At 66.7% G+C, this 14,992-nt stretch carries 12 protein-coding genes and 1 pseudogene; 8 read left to right on the top strand and 5 right to left on the bottom strand.

What is annotated here, in order from left to right; all coding sequences use genetic code 11:
* Positions 1-8: 8 nt before the first annotated feature.
* The 3 genes and pseudogenes from FB389_RS09415 to FB389_RS09425 form a co-directional block, all read left to right on the top strand.
* Positions 9-1,400 (top strand): hypothetical protein, encoded by a 1,392-nt coding sequence (locus FB389_RS09415; RefSeq protein ID WP_142113038.1) that lies wholly within the window; start codon positions 9-11, stop codon positions 1,398-1,400.
* A gap of 95 nt (positions 1,401-1,495) precedes the next feature.
* A complete protein-coding gene (gene nrdF, locus FB389_RS09420; protein WP_142113040.1) occupies positions 1,496-2,476 on the top strand; it encodes a class 1b ribonucleoside-diphosphate reductase subunit beta in 981 nt (326 codons plus the stop codon).
* A gap of 146 nt (positions 2,477-2,622) precedes the next feature.
* Positions 2,623-2,919, top strand: a pseudogene (locus FB389_RS09425) (transposase); the annotation flags it as partial.
* Between the two features lie 64 nt (positions 2,920-2,983).
* Here FB389_RS09425 and FB389_RS09430 read toward each other — a convergent pair.
* Together FB389_RS09430 and FB389_RS09435 are read right to left on the bottom strand one after the other, a co-directional pair.
* Positions 2,984-3,358, bottom strand: a complete 375-nt coding sequence (locus FB389_RS09430) for a YccF domain-containing protein (RefSeq protein WP_142113041.1) — start codon at positions 3,356-3,358, stop codon at positions 2,984-2,986.
* A 100-nt stretch (positions 3,359-3,458) separates the two neighbouring features.
* Positions 3,459-4,523 (bottom strand): FKBP-type peptidyl-prolyl cis-trans isomerase, encoded by a 1,065-nt coding sequence (locus FB389_RS09435; RefSeq protein WP_142113043.1) that lies wholly within the window; start codon positions 4,521-4,523, stop codon positions 3,459-3,461.
* Positions 4,524-4,695: 172 nt separating this feature from the next.
* Here FB389_RS09435 and FB389_RS09440 point away from each other — a divergent pair, with 172 nt between their 5' ends.
* Positions 4,696-4,986 (top strand): hypothetical protein, encoded by a 291-nt coding sequence (locus tag FB389_RS09440; RefSeq protein WP_142113045.1) that lies wholly within the window; start codon positions 4,696-4,698, stop codon positions 4,984-4,986.
* 130 nt (positions 4,987-5,116) lie between these two features.
* Positions 5,117-5,896 carry an alpha/beta hydrolase gene (locus FB389_RS09445; protein WP_142113047.1) on the top strand — a complete coding sequence of 260 codons (780 nt, stop codon included), beginning with the start codon at positions 5,117-5,119 and terminating at the stop codon, positions 5,894-5,896.
* A 26-nt stretch (positions 5,897-5,922) separates the two neighbouring features.
* Here the strand turns inward: FB389_RS09445 and FB389_RS09450 are convergent, their stop codons facing one another.
* Positions 5,923-7,572 (bottom strand): hypothetical protein, encoded by a 1,650-nt coding sequence (locus FB389_RS09450; RefSeq protein WP_142113049.1) that lies wholly within the window; start codon positions 7,570-7,572, stop codon positions 5,923-5,925.
* A 153-nt stretch (positions 7,573-7,725) separates the two neighbouring features.
* Between FB389_RS09450 and FB389_RS09455 the strand changes: the two genes are divergently transcribed.
* The 3 genes from FB389_RS09455 to FB389_RS09465 are packed head-to-tail and all read left to right on the top strand — an operon-like array spanning position 7,726 to position 10,829.
* Positions 7,726-8,886, top strand: coding sequence for a hypothetical protein (locus FB389_RS09455; RefSeq protein WP_142113051.1), 1,161 nt, complete (start codon positions 7,726-7,728; stop codon positions 8,884-8,886).
* Positions 8,883-9,869, top strand: coding sequence for a DUF8094 domain-containing protein (locus FB389_RS09460; RefSeq protein WP_142113053.1), 987 nt, complete (start codon positions 8,883-8,885; stop codon positions 9,867-9,869). Before FB389_RS09455 ends, FB389_RS09460 begins: the two co-directional genes overlap by 4 nt.
* A gap of 33 nt (positions 9,870-9,902) precedes the next feature.
* The gene (locus tag FB389_RS09465) at positions 9,903-10,829 is read left to right on the top strand and encodes a tetratricopeptide repeat protein (RefSeq protein WP_142113055.1); all 927 of its coding nucleotides are present in this window, start codon (positions 9,903-9,905) and stop codon (positions 10,827-10,829) included.
* A gap of 53 nt (positions 10,830-10,882) precedes the next feature.
* On the opposite strand, the gene glgB is transcribed toward FB389_RS09465, so the two are convergent.
* Positions 10,883-13,081, bottom strand: a complete 2,199-nt coding sequence (gene glgB / locus FB389_RS09470) for a 1,4-alpha-glucan branching protein GlgB (RefSeq protein WP_142113057.1) — start codon at positions 13,079-13,081, stop codon at positions 10,883-10,885.
* Between the two features lie 109 nt (positions 13,082-13,190).
* Positions 13,191-14,957, bottom strand: a complete 1,767-nt coding sequence (locus tag FB389_RS09475) for a GNAT family N-acetyltransferase (RefSeq protein ID WP_142113059.1) — start codon at positions 14,955-14,957, stop codon at positions 13,191-13,193.
* Between the last annotated feature and the right edge of the window lie 35 nt (positions 14,958-14,992).

Raw genomic sequence — 14,992 nt, forward strand, 5'->3', positions numbered from 1 at the left:
TTGCGGCCGTGACGCCCAAGAACCCGGCCTGGGACGAAATCGAGGAGCGCGAGGCCCCGCGTGACCAGCGCGAGGCGATCCGCCGGGCGCGCACCTGGGCGGGCAATTCTTCTCCGGTGATGACGGTCGCGGTCGGCGTCGTCCTGCTGACCGTCGTGGCGCCAATAATGCGACTGATTGTTGGTGAGGCCGTGGCGCATTTCCCAATCGCGGGCGTCATCTTCGGTGCGGTTGTGGGGCAAGTTGCGGCGGTGTTTTGCCTCCTTATCCTCACGGGCCTGTCGATGCTCGTGTGCGAGGCAGTGGTGAAGTCCCGGGCCCGGCGTGGCACGCTGCGCGCGGTGAGCCCGCAGCCAGCCTTGCCGCCGGCCCGCAAGCTATTTCGCACCACATTCGGCGTCGCCGCGGGCACCATCGGCTTCCTGCTGATTCGCGGGGCCACGACGGGCGGCAGCGAGAACGCGGCGGCTTTATTCTCTGCGTTCTCGGATTCGCCGCGTGCCCCGGCCATCGACGCGGTCATCGGGTTTGTGCTCCTGGCGCTGGGCATGGTTTCGGTCATCGCCCTGGCGGTTTTGGTCTTGCGCTCATTCGCGCGCGCCTACTATGCCTACGTCGCCAATGGTGTGCAACTGGTCTTGGATCCTGAATGGGCCGCGCGAGCGCCCCGCGTCCTGATGCGGCCCGCCACCGATGGAAGCGGCGCCACAGTGTCATCGTTCCCGTCGATTCAGATCACCTCGCCCTACGCGCAGGGTGATCCCGCAAGCGGCGCGCCCGGCCCCGCCGATGTCGCGCGTCGCCGCCGAGAGATGCCGGTAGGTTCACCGCGGTACGCGGCGAACCCACCCGTGGGCGCGATCGCGGCAACCCCCGCGATCGCGCGCAGCGTCACCGTCTCGCGGCGCACGATGCTGGTGGTCGGTGCCGTCGGCGCGTTGTTAGCTATGAGCGTTTGCATCGTGGTGTCTGTCGCGTTGGGCTCCATATTCCTGGCGTCCCGGGGTGAAGCGGCCCCCGCTGGTGCCGGACAATCGACTACGATCGGGTCGGTCGTCGAACTCGAACGGGTGGCCCCTACCGCAAGCGAAGGCTCGCAACGCCAGGGCTGCCGCGAGATCGTCGGGTACGCGGTGGGCGAGAGTGCGTACGAGGTGGCGGGCTCATCCGTGCGTTACCCGTGCGATTCGCTGGGGGTGGCGCGTGAGGTTGTTTACCAGGACGGCGCACCCGAGCGCGCCCGGGTGCGCCGCGACAGCGTCGGGGGAGACCTCATCTATGGTGCTCTGGGGTTCGCCGTGGCCGCGCTCGTGGCGTTGGGCCTTGGCATCTATCTCGCCCGTCGACTGGGGCGCGGCGCGGGGAGCCAGGCGGCACACCGAGTCGGCGGCGCACAGTGAGGGGCAGCGATGTGGCAGGGAGCGCTCGTTCTTAATCGTCGTTGGAAATCGGCACTAAAGTTTGCGTGAAATCGTTAGAAAGGTAGGGGCAGAACGTGGCTCCAAGCGGGAAGATCAAGCTCATCGACAGGGTCCAGGCGATCAACTGGAACCGGCTCGAGGATGACAAGGACCTTGAGGTGTGGGACCGACTGACGGGCAACTTCTGGTTACCCGAAAAGGTGCCGCTGTCTAACGACATTCAGTCGTGGGCCACCTTGACCGAGGCCGAGAAGCGGATGACGACGCGCGTGTTCACCGGGCTGACGCTGCTCGACACCATCCAGGGCACCGTCGGCGCCGTTTCCCTGATTCCGGACGCGATTACCCCGCACGAAGAGGCCGTGTACACCAACATCGCGTTCATGGAATCCGTGCACGCGCGCAGCTATTCGTCGATCTTTTCGACCCTCATTTCCAGCCGCGAGATCGACGACGCCTTCCGCTGGTCCGAGGAAAACGAGAACTTGCAGCGCAAGGCCGAGATCGTCCTGCAGTACTACCGCGGCGACGAACCGCTCAAGCGCAAGGTCGCGTCGACGATGCTCGAATCGTTCTTGTTCTACTCCGGGTTCTACGCGCCGATGTACTGGTCCAGCCACGCCAAGCTGACCAACACCGCCGATCTGATTCGCCTGATCATCCGCGACGAGGCGGTGCACGGTTACTACATCGGGTACAAGTACCAAAAGGGGTTGGAAAAGTGCACCCAGGCGGAGCGCGATGACCTCAAGGCGTACACCTTTGAGCTGCTGTTCGAGCTGTACGAGAACGAGGTCGAATACACCCAGGACCTGTACGACGAGATGGGCCTGACCGAGGACGTCAAGGCGTTCTTGCGGTACAACGCGAACAAGGCGTTGATGAACCTCGGTTACGAGGCGCTGTTCCCCAAGACGGACACGAACGTCAACCCGGCAATCCTGTCGGCCCTGTCGCCCAACGCGGACGAAAACCACGACTTTTTCTCCGGGTCGGGGTCCTCGTATGTCATTGGCAAGGCGGTGAACACCGAGGACGACGACTGGGACTTCTAGGAGCCCTCTTCTCACCGGTCTTGCTCAAGGCCTGGTCACGCCCCGGATCTGCGAGTCTTCGCAGATCCGGGGCGTTTTCGGGCTCTTCCCGATTGAGGGTGTAAGGGTGGGTGTTGGCGCTGGGGCGTGTCGGTGAATCGGTAGGTGTCGAGGTCGTCGGGGTGGACGGCTTTGCCGGGTTCAAGACCGCCGCAGCTGAGGAACTGCCCACCGCGGTCACGGTCATGAATCCGTTCCATGCGGTGCGGTTGGCCGCTGAGGGACTCGATGAGTGCCGCCGACGGGTCCAACAACAGACCCTGTTCACCGGCGGCACCCACGTCGCCGTAGTAGCGACCTGGCACGTTTACCAAGACATGATCGACGCCTACCGACGCCCCGACCCCAGTCACGGAATGCAACTGACGACCGGCCTCGTCGAGCGTCTCAGTCACAGTGTCCCCACCGGCGACTCGGGCCCACGGAATCTGCAACGGGTACACGGGTTCGCGGCCGCGAGGCCCGGGGTTAGCTGGTGCGTACGATCTGCTTGCCGAGCGGCGCCAGCGAAATGGGGATCATCTTGAAGTCGCCCAGACCCAGCGGTATACCCACGATAGTGATACACAGGGCGACGCCTGAAACAAGGTGGCCGAGGGCTAGCCAAATGCCGGCGAAAACAACCCAGATCACGTTCCCAAGGAACGACCCGATGCCCGCGGTCGGCCTGCCAACGACATCGCGGCCGAACGGCCACAGCGCGTAGGCACCGATGCGGAACGACGCTATGGCCCACGGAATCGTGATGATCGGGATGCAAAGCAGTATTCCCGCAGTCACATAGCCAACAAACAGCCAAAATCCGGCCAACACTACCCACAAGACATTGAGGATCGTCTTCATCTTTTCGATCGTAGTGCCCCATCTTGGCAATTGGCGGGACAAAAGAGCGGGGGGTGGCGGCGCCTAGCGCGCCGCCACCCCCCGCCGGGCACGGAAACCGCTATGAGTCGATGCCCAGGATGTCCACCACGAAGATCAGCGGTGAGTTCGCGGGAATGGTGCTTTGCGCGGAGTCACCGTAGGCAAGGTCCGCGGGAATGACCAGCAGCACCTGGCTACCAACCTTCTGCCCGGCCAGACCCTGCGTCCAGCCACTGATGACGCCGGAAAGCGAGAACGAACTAGGCTCGCCGCGGTCCCACGAGGAATCGAACTGCGTGCAGTCGAACAACCAGCCGGAGTAGTGCGCGGTGATGGTGTCCGAATCCTTGACGGTGGCGCCATCGCCCTGGATCAGGACCTGGCTGACAAGTTCGGTCGGCGCGGTGTAGCCGGCGGCGATCGTGACGATCGGCTTGCCGGTGTCGTCCAGCGCCACCGTGGGAAGACCCGAAACCGGGTCAACGGCCTTGCCGGTCGCGCGCGCCAGGGAGTCCGGCACGTCTTCGGTCGAAACCACGTCGATCACGGCGACCGAGGCGGCCGTCGCGGATGTACCCGTGGTCTCATCGGCCTCGGTGCCGGGCGCTCCAAGGATGAGCCTGGCTCCGACCTTCTGCCCCACGAACGCGTTGAGCAACCGCGCGTTGAGCGCGGAACTTGTGAGGGTTAGTTCCTCGGGATCGGACGTGTACGAGTTATAGGTCGCTTCGCCCGTGTCGGCGGCCACCTGGTAGATGTTGACCGTTATCTTCTGCCCCTTTTTGATTGTCTTGCCGCTTCCGGCGGAAAGCACCTTCACTGCAAGATCGGAGAACGAGGGCGTCCCATCCAGCTTCACGGTGGGCTGCTTGCCCGACTTACCGGACACCGTTACCTTGTCGAATTCCGCGAGGTCGGCGTCGCTGGTCCCAGCATCCTCAGTCGTGGAATCGGTTGACGTCGTCTCCCCGGGCGTCGTGGTGCAACCGGCGGACGTGGTGACAGCGGTGGCGGACGCGCTCGCCGAGGCGGATTCTGTTGACGTTGCAGAGGTCGACGATGACGAGTCCCCGCTCGCACATCCCGCGAGCACGAGGGTCGCAGCGACGGCAAGCCCCGCTCCGCGGTACAAAACTGACTTCATTGATGCTTCCTTAAATCGACGAGATCGCCGGCACCACCGGCAAACAGTGACACACGAGTTAGGCGGGCGCCTACACCCAATCTCGCTCAACGGTACAGGCTAATGCTGTGAGACACAGCCCGAATCCTGGGCGTCGGGCGGGCATCGCGCCCGCAGTTGCGACAATGGAGGTATGCCGTCATCACGTCGCTCCCGCCGCCGCCCGTACACCAGCGCGCCGCGCGAACTGGACCTCGGCCGTGCGCGCGGGGGGCGCAGTTCGCTCACCCGCGCCGGCGAGGAATGGATCGTGCAACAGATCCGCGAATCCGCCAAGACGTACGTGTGCCCCGGCTGCGGGAACCAGATACCGGCGGGGCAGGCGCATGTGGCGGCGTGGCGGGCCGAAACGGTCCTGGGGGCGCGCGACGGGCTTGAGAACCGCCGTCACTGGCACGCGGCGTGCTGGCGGATCGGGCACTAACGAAACACGCCGGCAAGCAAGGCGAAGACGCACCGACGAACCCCGGCGGGGCATGCCTGTGAGCGCGCATTGCGGCGGGGCATGCCTGTGAGCGCGCATTGCGGCGGGTCGCCTGGGTGGCTAGGGGACAATGGGAAGTGGGGGCGGGCCTCGTCCTCAAAATCCACCTACGGGAGAACACGTGACCACCGAAATCCGCGCTACGACCGTCCTGCCTGCCCGCAGGGAGGACATCGAACTGCACACCGATGACGGTTTGACGCTGGTCGGGGAACTGGCAACCCCGCTCGATAGGGCGCCGCGCGCGAGCCTGCTGACTTTGCACCCGCTGCCAACGCACGGCGGCTACATGGATTCGCACGTGCTGCGCAAGGCGGCGTGGCGTCTGCCCGCGCTCGCGGATGTGGCGGTACTGCGGTTCAACACTCGCGGCACCCATTCCCCGCGCGGCACGTCGCAGGGGGAATTCACCGGCGGTGACCTGGAACGGCACGACGTGGCCGCGATGCTCGATTTCGCCGCAGAACGCGCTTTGCCGCGCCAGTGGATCGTCGGGTGGTCGTTCGGAACCGAGCTGACGCTGAAGTATGGGGACGACCCGCGCATCGAAGGGGCGATATTGCTTTCGCCCCCGCTGCACCGGGCGACTGATGCCGACCTGGATCGGTGGGATGGGTTTGGCAAGCCGCTCGTCGTGCTGGTGCCGGAACTTGACGATTATCTGCGGCCGCCGGCGGCGCAGGAGCGCTTCGCGCGCGTGCGCGGGGCGGAACTGATCGCGGTAGATGGCGCCAAGCACCTGTGGGTGGGTGAAAAAGCGGTGGGACGAGTTCTCAACGAGATCGTTGCGCACGTGGCCCCCGAGGTGCGCGTGCCGCTGCCGACCACCTGGGAGGGGCCGCTGGGGTAGCGGCCCCTCCCAGGCCGGGTCCTTCGTTACTCGGCGTTCTCGGCGTCGTCGCCGGCGCTGTCGTCTGCGTCGGCTTCGATTGCGGCGGGGCTGGCGCTGCCAGCGGCCGTGGCGCGTGCCGCGGCGTCCGCAAGCGCGCCGCCCCCCAGGAGCGTGCGCAGGTCATTGAGGTGACCGGCGATCGAATCGCGTTCGTCGCGCAGCGCGTCCACCTCGCGCTGCACGGAGGTGAGCTCGGCGGCGGCCCGCGCGGCGGCCTCCGAGCGGATCCGCTCGGCATCCGCCTGCGCCTCGGCAATGATCGCGTCTGCGCGCGATTGCGCTTCGCGCGCAGATTCTTCGCGGAGCGTCGCCGACTTGGCCTCGACCTCTTCGAAGTGCTTGAGCGCTGCCGCGGCGCGCTGTTCGGCCTCGTTTGCTGTCGCGGTGGCCGACTCCAGAAGCGCCTGCGTCCGTTCCTTCGCCGCCTGCGCGTCGTCGGCTATGGCGGCGGCGGCCTGCTCGCGCTCGGCGGCCGCCGCGATATCCGCCTCGTGGCGCTGGCGCCGCGCGGCCGCGTGCATCTCTTCGGCCTGCTTTTGGGCGTCCTTGAGGTGCTCGCGGGCTTGGGCCAGCGTTTCCTCGGCCTCCTTGCGGGCGGCATCGAGGGTCGCCTGCGTCTCTTCGCGCAGGGTCTTCGCGGTTTCCTGGGCGGCGGATAGCTCGCCCGCGGCCTGTTCGCGGATTTCGCCTGCCCGCTTGTTGGCCTGATCGATTGCCGCCTGTGCCTCCGCGCGCAAGGAATCCGCGTTGGCGCGAGCGGCGGCAAGCTGTTCGCTGGCGGCCGCCTGGGCGTTCTCGCGCTCGGACTGCGCGGCGCCAGCCGCGTGCATGCGCACGGCGTCGGCTTCCTTTTGGCCGGCGGCCAGCAATTCCGCGACTTCGGCTTCCGCCGCCTCGCGGTGCGTTTTTGCCTGATCGGCCGCGTTTTCGCGGATGACCGTCGCCTCTTCGTTGGCGGCGGCAACGATCTGTTCGGCTTCCTGCCGGGCGTTGGTGACCAGCGCGGTTGCCTCGGACTCGGCGGCAGCCTTCCGCTTCATGAGCTCGGCCTCAACCTCGGAGTGCCACTGGGCCGTTTGCGTTTCCGCCGTGGACCGGATGCGCGCCGCCTCGCGCTCGGCGCTTTGCCGCATGTCGTCCGCGGCCTGCTGCGCGGCCTTGGCCTTCGCTTCGGCGGCCTCGTTTGCGGCCGCGATGAGGTGGTCCCGGGTCCTCTCGGCTTCCCGGACCACTTGCTCCGCCTTGGCCTGCGACTCTTCGGCGAGCCTGTCGGCCTCTTGGCGGGCGGAGCGAAGCAGCGCCTCGGATTGCGCGGTGGCCGACGAAACCAGCGTCGCTGATTGTTCCTCCGCCGACCGCAGCAGCACCTCGACGCGGGATCCAAGACCGGCGTAGCTGGGCTGATCGACCTCGGCGACCTTGGCGGCGGCTTCTGCCGCCTTCATCTTCGCCTGCGCGACCTCGCCTTCGGCGTGCAGGATGCGCTGATCCAGTGTCGCAATGCGAGTTCGGGCATCGTTCAACTGCCGGTCGCTCTCTTCGATGCGATTGGTGAGTTTAGCGATAGCCGAATCGACTGGTTCGCGTTCGTATCCCCGAAATGCGAGGGGGAAAGCCGTGCTCTCCTGGGTCATTACCACTCCTGTAATCCGCTCCCGACATGCGACCACACTAAGGTTATCCCGTCACCCCGCCCAGAAGCTGGGTTCGGCTGCGCGTCGATTCCATTGGTGCAATATGAACACCGGGCGTGCCGGTTCAGGGATTGCCGATACCCTGGTAGGGCAATGAGTAATCACAAACGTGCCCTCGGGCTAATCTCAATCGTCCTTATCGCGGTGGGCGTTCTTGCGGCCGGGGCCGCGGTCGCCTCTGCGACTATCTGGCGCCCCAACCCCGTCTTCGCGCCGAAAACGACCGCCACCTCGCTGCCTCTCGTCACTTCGCCAGGCGTGCTGAGCGCCGGTGCGGACTCGGTACTGATCTCGGCGACCGCGGATTCGGCGGACACCGTTGTGTTGGCCATTGGTCGCATTGTCGATGTGCAGGGTTGGATCGGCTCGGCGGCGCACACGACCGTGACGGGCCTGACTAGCAGGACCGAACTCACCCAGGCGACGCAAAGCGGCGACCAGGAATCTCTCACTTCCCCGGCCGGCAACGATATGTGGCTGGTGCAGGATTCCGGCCTGGGGACCGCCGAGGTCAGCTGGACCAGCACCGACGACAGCGTTGCGCTGCTGGCCGTGGTGGTCGACAGCTCCGGCACTGTGGTGGGCAGTCCTAATGTGACACTCACCTGGACCGTGCCCACCTCGACGCCCCTGCTGATTCCGGGGTTGGTGGGCGGGACCATCGCGGTCTTGGCGGGAGTCGTGCTCATGGCGTGGTCCCGCAGGCGAGGGGAATCGAGTGACGAGGCCGCCGCCACACCGAGCGACGCGACCGAGCAGGCGGACGTGGCCGCTGACGTCACTGCCTTTGCCCCGCAGTCGCCAAACGGCCCCGCGGCGGAGCTTGCGCCCGCGGCGGAGCCTGTACTCGCGGCTGAGCCGGAGCCCGCGCCCGCGGCGGAGCCCGCGCCGGAGCTTGCACCCGCGGCGGAGCCTGAGCCGGAGCCCGCGCCCGCGGCGGAGCCCGCGGCTGAGCCGGAGCCTGCGCCCGCGGCGGAGCCGGAGCCTGCGCCCGCGGCGGAGCCGGAGCCTGCGCCCGCGGCGGAGCCCGCGGCGGAGCCTGAGCCTGCGCCCGCGGCGGAGCCTGAGCCTGAGCCCGCGCCCGCGGCGGAGCCTGTACCCGCGCCTGAGCCCGCGCCTGAGCCCGCGCCTGCGCCCGCGGCGGAGCCCGCGCCCGCGCAACCCGCGCGGCAACCGCTCACGCGCAAGATGCTGCGCGAACTCAAGGAGCGCGGCGAACTCCCGGAAGGTTACGAGCATTGGGGGCAAAAGTGAAGAGCGCACGGACCGTAGCCGCGTGGGCGGCGAGCGGAGCGCTCGTCCTTAGTCTTGGCGCTTGCGCGCAAGAACTACCGCAGCCGCACCCGTCCGTCACCTCGAAGCCCAACGAGGCATCCTTGACGGATTCGCAGGTTGATCACGTCTCGGCGCGGATCGGAGACGCGTTGGCCGCGGCGGACAAGGCGCGCGACGCACAGCAATTGCAAGGGGTCGTCACCGGCCCGGCTGCCGCGATGCGCGCCAGCGAATACAAAATCGCGGCGGCGACCAAGAGCGAGGATGAAATCACGCCGCTGCCGGTCGAATTGCAGTCCGTCGCGATAACGACAACGCAGACCTGGCCGCGCGCCTCATTCGTTGTCACGGTCCAGCCCGAGGATCTGCAACCGCAGCGTCTTGTGGTCTTCACGCAGGAAGATGCCCGACACAACTACGAGTTGTGGGGGTGGGCAAGGCTCTTTCCCGGCGTGAACCTACAGATTTCCTCGCCAGCGCAGGATGCCGCGGATTCGACCGGGCTCGCCACGCCCATCGATGACGCCGTGAGCGACTACGTTGACGTGCTGAACAAGGGCACCGGTTCGACCTACGCGGACCAGTTCGAAAGCGACGCACTGCGGACCGCAATCGAAACGCGGCGCAGCGAGCTGGGAAGCGCCCTGAAAAAGGTCAAGGGGACTTTCAGCTATCAGGTGTCGGCGCCCAAGGACGCGCAGCGATTCGCGTGGCGCACAGCGGACGGTGGGGCGATAGTGATCGTGCCGCTGTCCGCCACGGAGACGGCGAAGGCGCCCAAGGGCGCAACCATCACCCCCGACGCCACGACGAAGGCACTGTTGGGCGGCGCCACGGTGAAGAACTCGCTCATTGTGGATCGCCAGCTCGTGGTGGCGTTGACCATTCCACCGACCGGTAGCACGGATAAAATGCAAGCTGTCGGCGCCGAGAACGTGCGTACCTCGGCGCGACTCAAGTAGTTACACGCAAGCATTCATACAAAGGGACTGAACATGTCGCAACCTCCACAGCCGCACATTTCCATGCGGGGTGCTGTAGATCTGTCGGGTTTGGGGGCGCCTGCGCCCCGCGCTGACGGTGCGGGAGGCGGTGACGCGAACGGCTACGTCGTCGACGTCACCGATTCCAATTTTCAGCAGGTGATCGAGGGATCGGCCAACTACCTGGTCTTGATGCTGGTGTGGATGCCGGCCGATCCGGCGTGCCAGCAGGTCGCCAGCGACCTGGCGGCGCTTGCGGACGAGGCCCGCGGCGCGTTCCAGCTCGCCCGCGTCGATGCCGAGGCCGCCCCTAACATCGCCAGAGCGCTGCAAGCGCAGGGCGTGCCGTTGGTGGTCGCCGTCATCGGTGGGCAGCCGGTGCCCATGTTCCAAGGAACGGCCGACATCGAGCAGATTCGCGATGTCGTGGGGCAGGTTATTGCTGCGGCCCAGGCAAACGGCGTCACCGGGAAGGCGCCGTACGCGGAGGCCGGGGAGCCGGACGCCGAGCCCGCGCCGGAGCCACTGCCGCCGTTGCACCAGGCCGCATTCGATGCGCTGGAAAAGGGCGACGCGCAGGGCGCGGTGCAGGCCTACCAACAGGCGCTGCAGCAGGACCCGCGCGATCAGGACGCGGCCGCGGGATTGGCCCAGGCCTCCCTGCTGCTGCGGTTGCAGGGGGCGGACGCCGCTGCGATCCGCAAGGCGGCAGCCGATCTGCCGGCCGACGTCGACGCGCAGCTTGCCGTAGCTGACCTGGACATAGCCGGCGGCAAGGTCCAGGACGCTCTTGACCGGCTGCTCGACCTGCTCACCGAATCTTGCGGTGACGACCGCGACCGCGTGCGGGCACGGCTCCTGGACTACTTCACGCTGCTGGGCGCCGACGACCCGCGGGTGCCACCGGCGCGCCGCCGCTTGGCGGCAGCCCTTTTCTAGGGGCGGCAGTGGTGGTGGGGTGAGCGTCCCGCCCAGCCCACCACCAAACGCTGTTACGCGGTGGCACGTACCAGGAACAATCCGCCCAGGGGAGGCACCCGCAGCGCGACGGAATGAGCCTGGTTGTGCCACGGCGTCGGCTCGGCGACCAAGGCGCCGGTGTTGACCACCCCGGAACCGCCGAACTCGAGGGCATCCGAGTTGAACGCCTCGCGCCATGCGCCCGCGGCGGGTAGCCCGATCCGGTATCCCTCGTGCGGGACGCCGGCGAAGTTGATGATTACAACGACCTCGTTGCCCTCCCCGTCGCGGCGAATATAGGACAGGGTGTTGTTGTCGCCGTCGGATGCATCGAGCCACTGGAACCCGGCAGGGTCGTGATCGAGCTTCCACATCGCGGGGTGCGCGCGGTAGAACTCGTTGAGCTTGCGAACTGCCTCGCGGTCCCCGCGGTGGCTGGGATAGTCCAGCACGTACCAATCGAGCGGCCGTGATTCGCTCCATTCGGTGCCCTGGGCAAATTCCGTTCCCATGAAGGTTAGTTGCTTGCCCGGGTGCGACCATTGGTAAGTGAACAGGGCCCTGACGCCGGCGTGTTGCTGCCATTCGTCGCCGGGCATCTTTCGCAACAGCGAGCCCTTGCCGTGCACGACCTCGTCATGGCTGATGGGCAGCACGTACCGCTCCGAATACGCGTACACCATCGAGAACGTGATCTCGCCGTGGTGGTATCGGCGGTTGATGGGGGATTCTTCGAGGTAGCGCAAGGTGTCGTTCATCCAGCCCATGTTCCACTTCAGGCCGAATCCAAGCCCACCGGCGCTGGTTGGGGAGGTGACTCCGGGCCACGCCGTCGATTCTTCCGCGATCATCATGACCCCCGGCGCGCGGCGGTAGGCCGTCGCGTTCGCCTCCTGCAGGAACTGGATCGCGTCGAGGTTTTCTCGTCCCCCGAACTTATTCGGCCGCCACTGGTCCGCCTCGCGCGAGTAATCGAGGTAGAGCATGGAGGCCACGGCATCGACGCGCAGGCCATCAACGTGGAACTCTTCGAGCCAATACACCGCGTTCGCGACCAGGAAGTTACGGACCTCGTTGCGCCCGAAATTGAAGATGTACGTCCCCCAATCGGGGTGCTCTCCTAACAGGGGATCCGGGTGCTCGTACAGCGGGGTTCCGTCGAAGCGCGCGAGCGCCCAATCGTCCTTGGGGAAGTGCGCGGGAACCCAGTCGAGGATGACACCGATTCCGGCCTGGTGCAGGCTATCGACCAGGAATCGGAAATCATCGGGGGAACCGAAACGAGAGGTGGGGGCGTAATAGCCCGTTACCTGGTAGCCCCACGACCCCCCGAAGGGATGTTCCGCGACGGGCAGGAACTCGACGTGCGTGTAGCCCATTTCCGCAACGTAGTCGCGCAGCTGGGTTGCCAGCTCCCGATAGGAAAGGCCCGGCCGCCACGATCCCAGGTGCACCTCATAGACGCTGATCGGTCCGGTGTGCGGGTCGCCCCCTGCACGATCTTCCATCCACGTGCCATCGGCCCACTCGTAGGTAGACTGCGCGACGATCGACGCCGTTGCCGGCGGAATCTCCGTCGCGCGTGCCAGTGGGTCGGCCTTTTCGCGCCACTGGCCGTCGGGGTGGCGCAGCTGAAACTTGTACCGCTGCCCGGCCCCGACGCCGGGGATGAAAATCTCCCACACCCCGGAGCTACCCAGCGAGCGCATCGCGTGACTGCGGCCATCCCACCCATTGAAGTCGCCGACGACGCGAACGGCTTGGGCGTTGGGCGCCCACACGCTGAACGCGGTTCCCGCCTCCCCGCCCAGCTTGGACGGAACCGACAGCACCCGCGCGCCCAGCGCCTGCCACAGCTGCTCGTGGCGGCCTTCGCGGATAAGGTGCAGGTCGAGTTCGCCCACGGTCGGCAGGTGCCGGTAGGGATCGTCCACCGTTTGGGTGTGCACGCCGTAGCGCGTGCGAACGCGATAGTCCGTGGATCCCTGCGGAACAATGGCGAACCAAACGCCGGCATGCTCGTGGGAGGCGGGGAACTCGTCCGACTCCGTGATGATGACAACCTCATCGGCCAGCGGTCTGCGCACGCGGATCGTTGCGAAGCCGACGTCGGGTCCAGGGTGGTACCCCAAAACCGCATGCGGATCGTAGTACGTGCCGTCGGCGACGGCCTGCAAAATTCCATCCGCGATGGGCAAAGGCTGAGACGGCGGTGTCTGGGTAGCACTCATGAACTTACCTTGTCACAAAGTTGCGTCAATGTGGAACCCCGCGTCCGTCCCGGACCCAAAGCGATGAAGCCTGCGGCATTTGTCCGGTTCCGCGGACCCGATCCGGTTGCTACAGCGTTCGCTTCAGTCCGACGTGCTTGGTGTCGTAACCGTGCCGGGCGTAGAAGGCGCGTGCCCGCGCTCGCACCTCGTCGGTAGTCACCTGCGCAAGCTGCGCCCCGCGCGTGCGCCCGTATTCGTGCGCCCACTCCAGCATTGCCGAACCCAAGCCCCGCGAACGCCGGGTGGCGGCGACGCGCAGGCCCTCGATTTGCAACCTCGTGGCACCGCCCCTGGTCAGTCCCGGAATGAGCGAGAGCTGCATGGTTCCGGCGGCCCGGCCCCGACTGTCGCGAACAATCGCGAGATGTTGCGAGCGATCGAGCACCACTACGTCGTACGCGGCTAAGTAGGCGGCGGTCTCGTCCATCTCCCTGTGCCTGCCAAGCTCATCGTCGACGAGCAAGGCAACGATGTCCGCAACGTCCGCCCGCCCGGCCCGCGCGATCGTGAACGATTCGTCGCCCACCTTGAGATGCGACCGCACCGAGGTGCGAGCGGTGGCACGCAGGCGTTCCACCAGTGCGTCCAGCCAACCGCCGACATGTTCGCGCGCCAGCTTGGTGTCGGGGTAGCGGCACCGCAGGTGCAGGCCCGACTGGTCGAGGATGAACCACAGCATCACCCCGTCCGTGCGTATCGAAGCGCCCACATACTGGGCCTGGAGGCCGGCCGCATCGACCTGGACGGGGAGGCGCCGCAGGTCCAGCCACGAAATGGCGAACATTCCGGGTGCCTCCGGCATTCCGCCCCAGGGTTCCATGATGTCCGCCAGCGGCCACGACCCCAGCCGAATCGCTTCCTTGACCGCTGCCGCGCAGGCGGCGGGCGCCGGGTCGCCCGATTCGATGACGGAGTTGGTGATGAACCAGCCCGCGGAGTCGTGCCACGTCGCGTCGTAGCGGCTGTGGACGGGGAATACCGCTCGCAGGGGCGTGCCTGCAAGTTCGCGGGTGATCGCCGTCATGGCCGACACTGCGAGAGAAAGCGTGGATACTGCCTCGACGCGGGCCTGCGCGCTAAAGGCGGCCGCGTCGTCGACGTCCAACACGTCGCGCACCTCGACGCGCTCCAACTGGGGAGTCGGATCGCCCAGCGGCAGGGGGAAGCGGGGCATCGCGTTGTCGCTGGCCGCCAGGATTTCTTGCCAGCGCCCGCGCACGTCTTGCGGGGCGCGCGGGCGGCGCGCCAGTGCCCGCGTGTGTTCGGTGAACGACGGGGCGGGCGGCAGTTGGGGGCCGATGCCATCGCGGGCGGCAGCGAGTGCCGCCAGGAAATCACGCAAAATGGCCAGCATCGACCACATGTCGACGTGACTGTGGTCGACGGCTATCACCACTGTCGGGCCGTCCGCGGTTTCCAGGACGCACAGGGCGTGCGACGGCTGGCTCAGTGGCCGACAGCGGGCATCGAGCACCGCACGGAGCGCATCGTTGACCGATTGGCCCGGGGCAATCGTGTGTTCCTCCCACGCGCCGGGCAACGCGGTGACCTCGCGCAGGCGCAGGGCCTGCGCCTCATCGATCTCGAAAACCGTGCGCAGCGTCCCGTGCCGCTCGACGACCGCGTGCCATGCCGCCGCCAGCTCCGCGCGGTTGGCGGCGGCACTGAGCTGAAACGACAAGGCCATCCACGAACCGTCGCGATCCCCGGCCAGCACGTGGCGCCGCTGATCGAACGAGATCGGCAGGTCACCGCGCTTGCCTGCGGCGACGGTTTGGTAGCACAGCAGGCGACCAAAGGGTAATCGCAGGTGAGCGACGTTTGTAAGGCGCATGGCGATACCCTAGTCCCTATACCCGCGATGGCCTA

Origin of the sequence: Rarobacter incanus (assembly GCF_006715765.1) — a bacterium.
GTDB classification, from domain to species: Bacteria; Actinomycetota; Actinomycetes; order Actinomycetales; family Cellulomonadaceae; genus Rarobacter; species Rarobacter incanus.

Bases quoted from the DNA above. Each gene is read 5' to 3' on its own strand.
- FB389_RS09430 (WP_142113041.1), bottom strand. From the start codon at position 3,358: ATGAAGACGATCCTCAATGTCTTGTGGGTAGTGTTGGCCGGATTTTGG.
- FB389_RS09435 (WP_142113043.1), bottom strand. From the start codon at position 4,523: ATGAAGTCAGTTTTGTACCGCGGAGCGGGGCTTGCCGTCGCTGCGACC.
- FB389_RS09440 (WP_142113045.1), top strand. From the start codon at position 4,696: ATGCCGTCATCACGTCGCTCCCGCCGCCGCCCGTACACCAGCGCGCCG.
- FB389_RS09445 (WP_142113047.1), top strand. From the start codon at position 5,117: ATGGGAAGTGGGGGCGGGCCTCGTCCTCAAAATCCACCTACGGGAGAA.
- FB389_RS09450 (WP_142113049.1), bottom strand. From the start codon at position 7,572: ATGACCCAGGAGAGCACGGCTTTCCCCCTCGCATTTCGGGGATACGAA.
- FB389_RS09455 (WP_142113051.1), top strand. From the start codon at position 7,726: ATGAGTAATCACAAACGTGCCCTCGGGCTAATCTCAATCGTCCTTATC.
- FB389_RS09465 (WP_142113055.1), top strand. From the start codon at position 9,903: ATGTCGCAACCTCCACAGCCGCACATTTCCATGCGGGGTGCTGTAGAT.
- glgB (WP_142113057.1), bottom strand. From the start codon at position 13,081: ATGAGTGCTACCCAGACACCGCCGTCTCAGCCTTTGCCCATCGCGGAT.
- FB389_RS09475 (WP_142113059.1), bottom strand. From the start codon at position 14,957: ATGCGCCTTACAAACGTCGCTCACCTGCGATTACCCTTTGGTCGCCTG.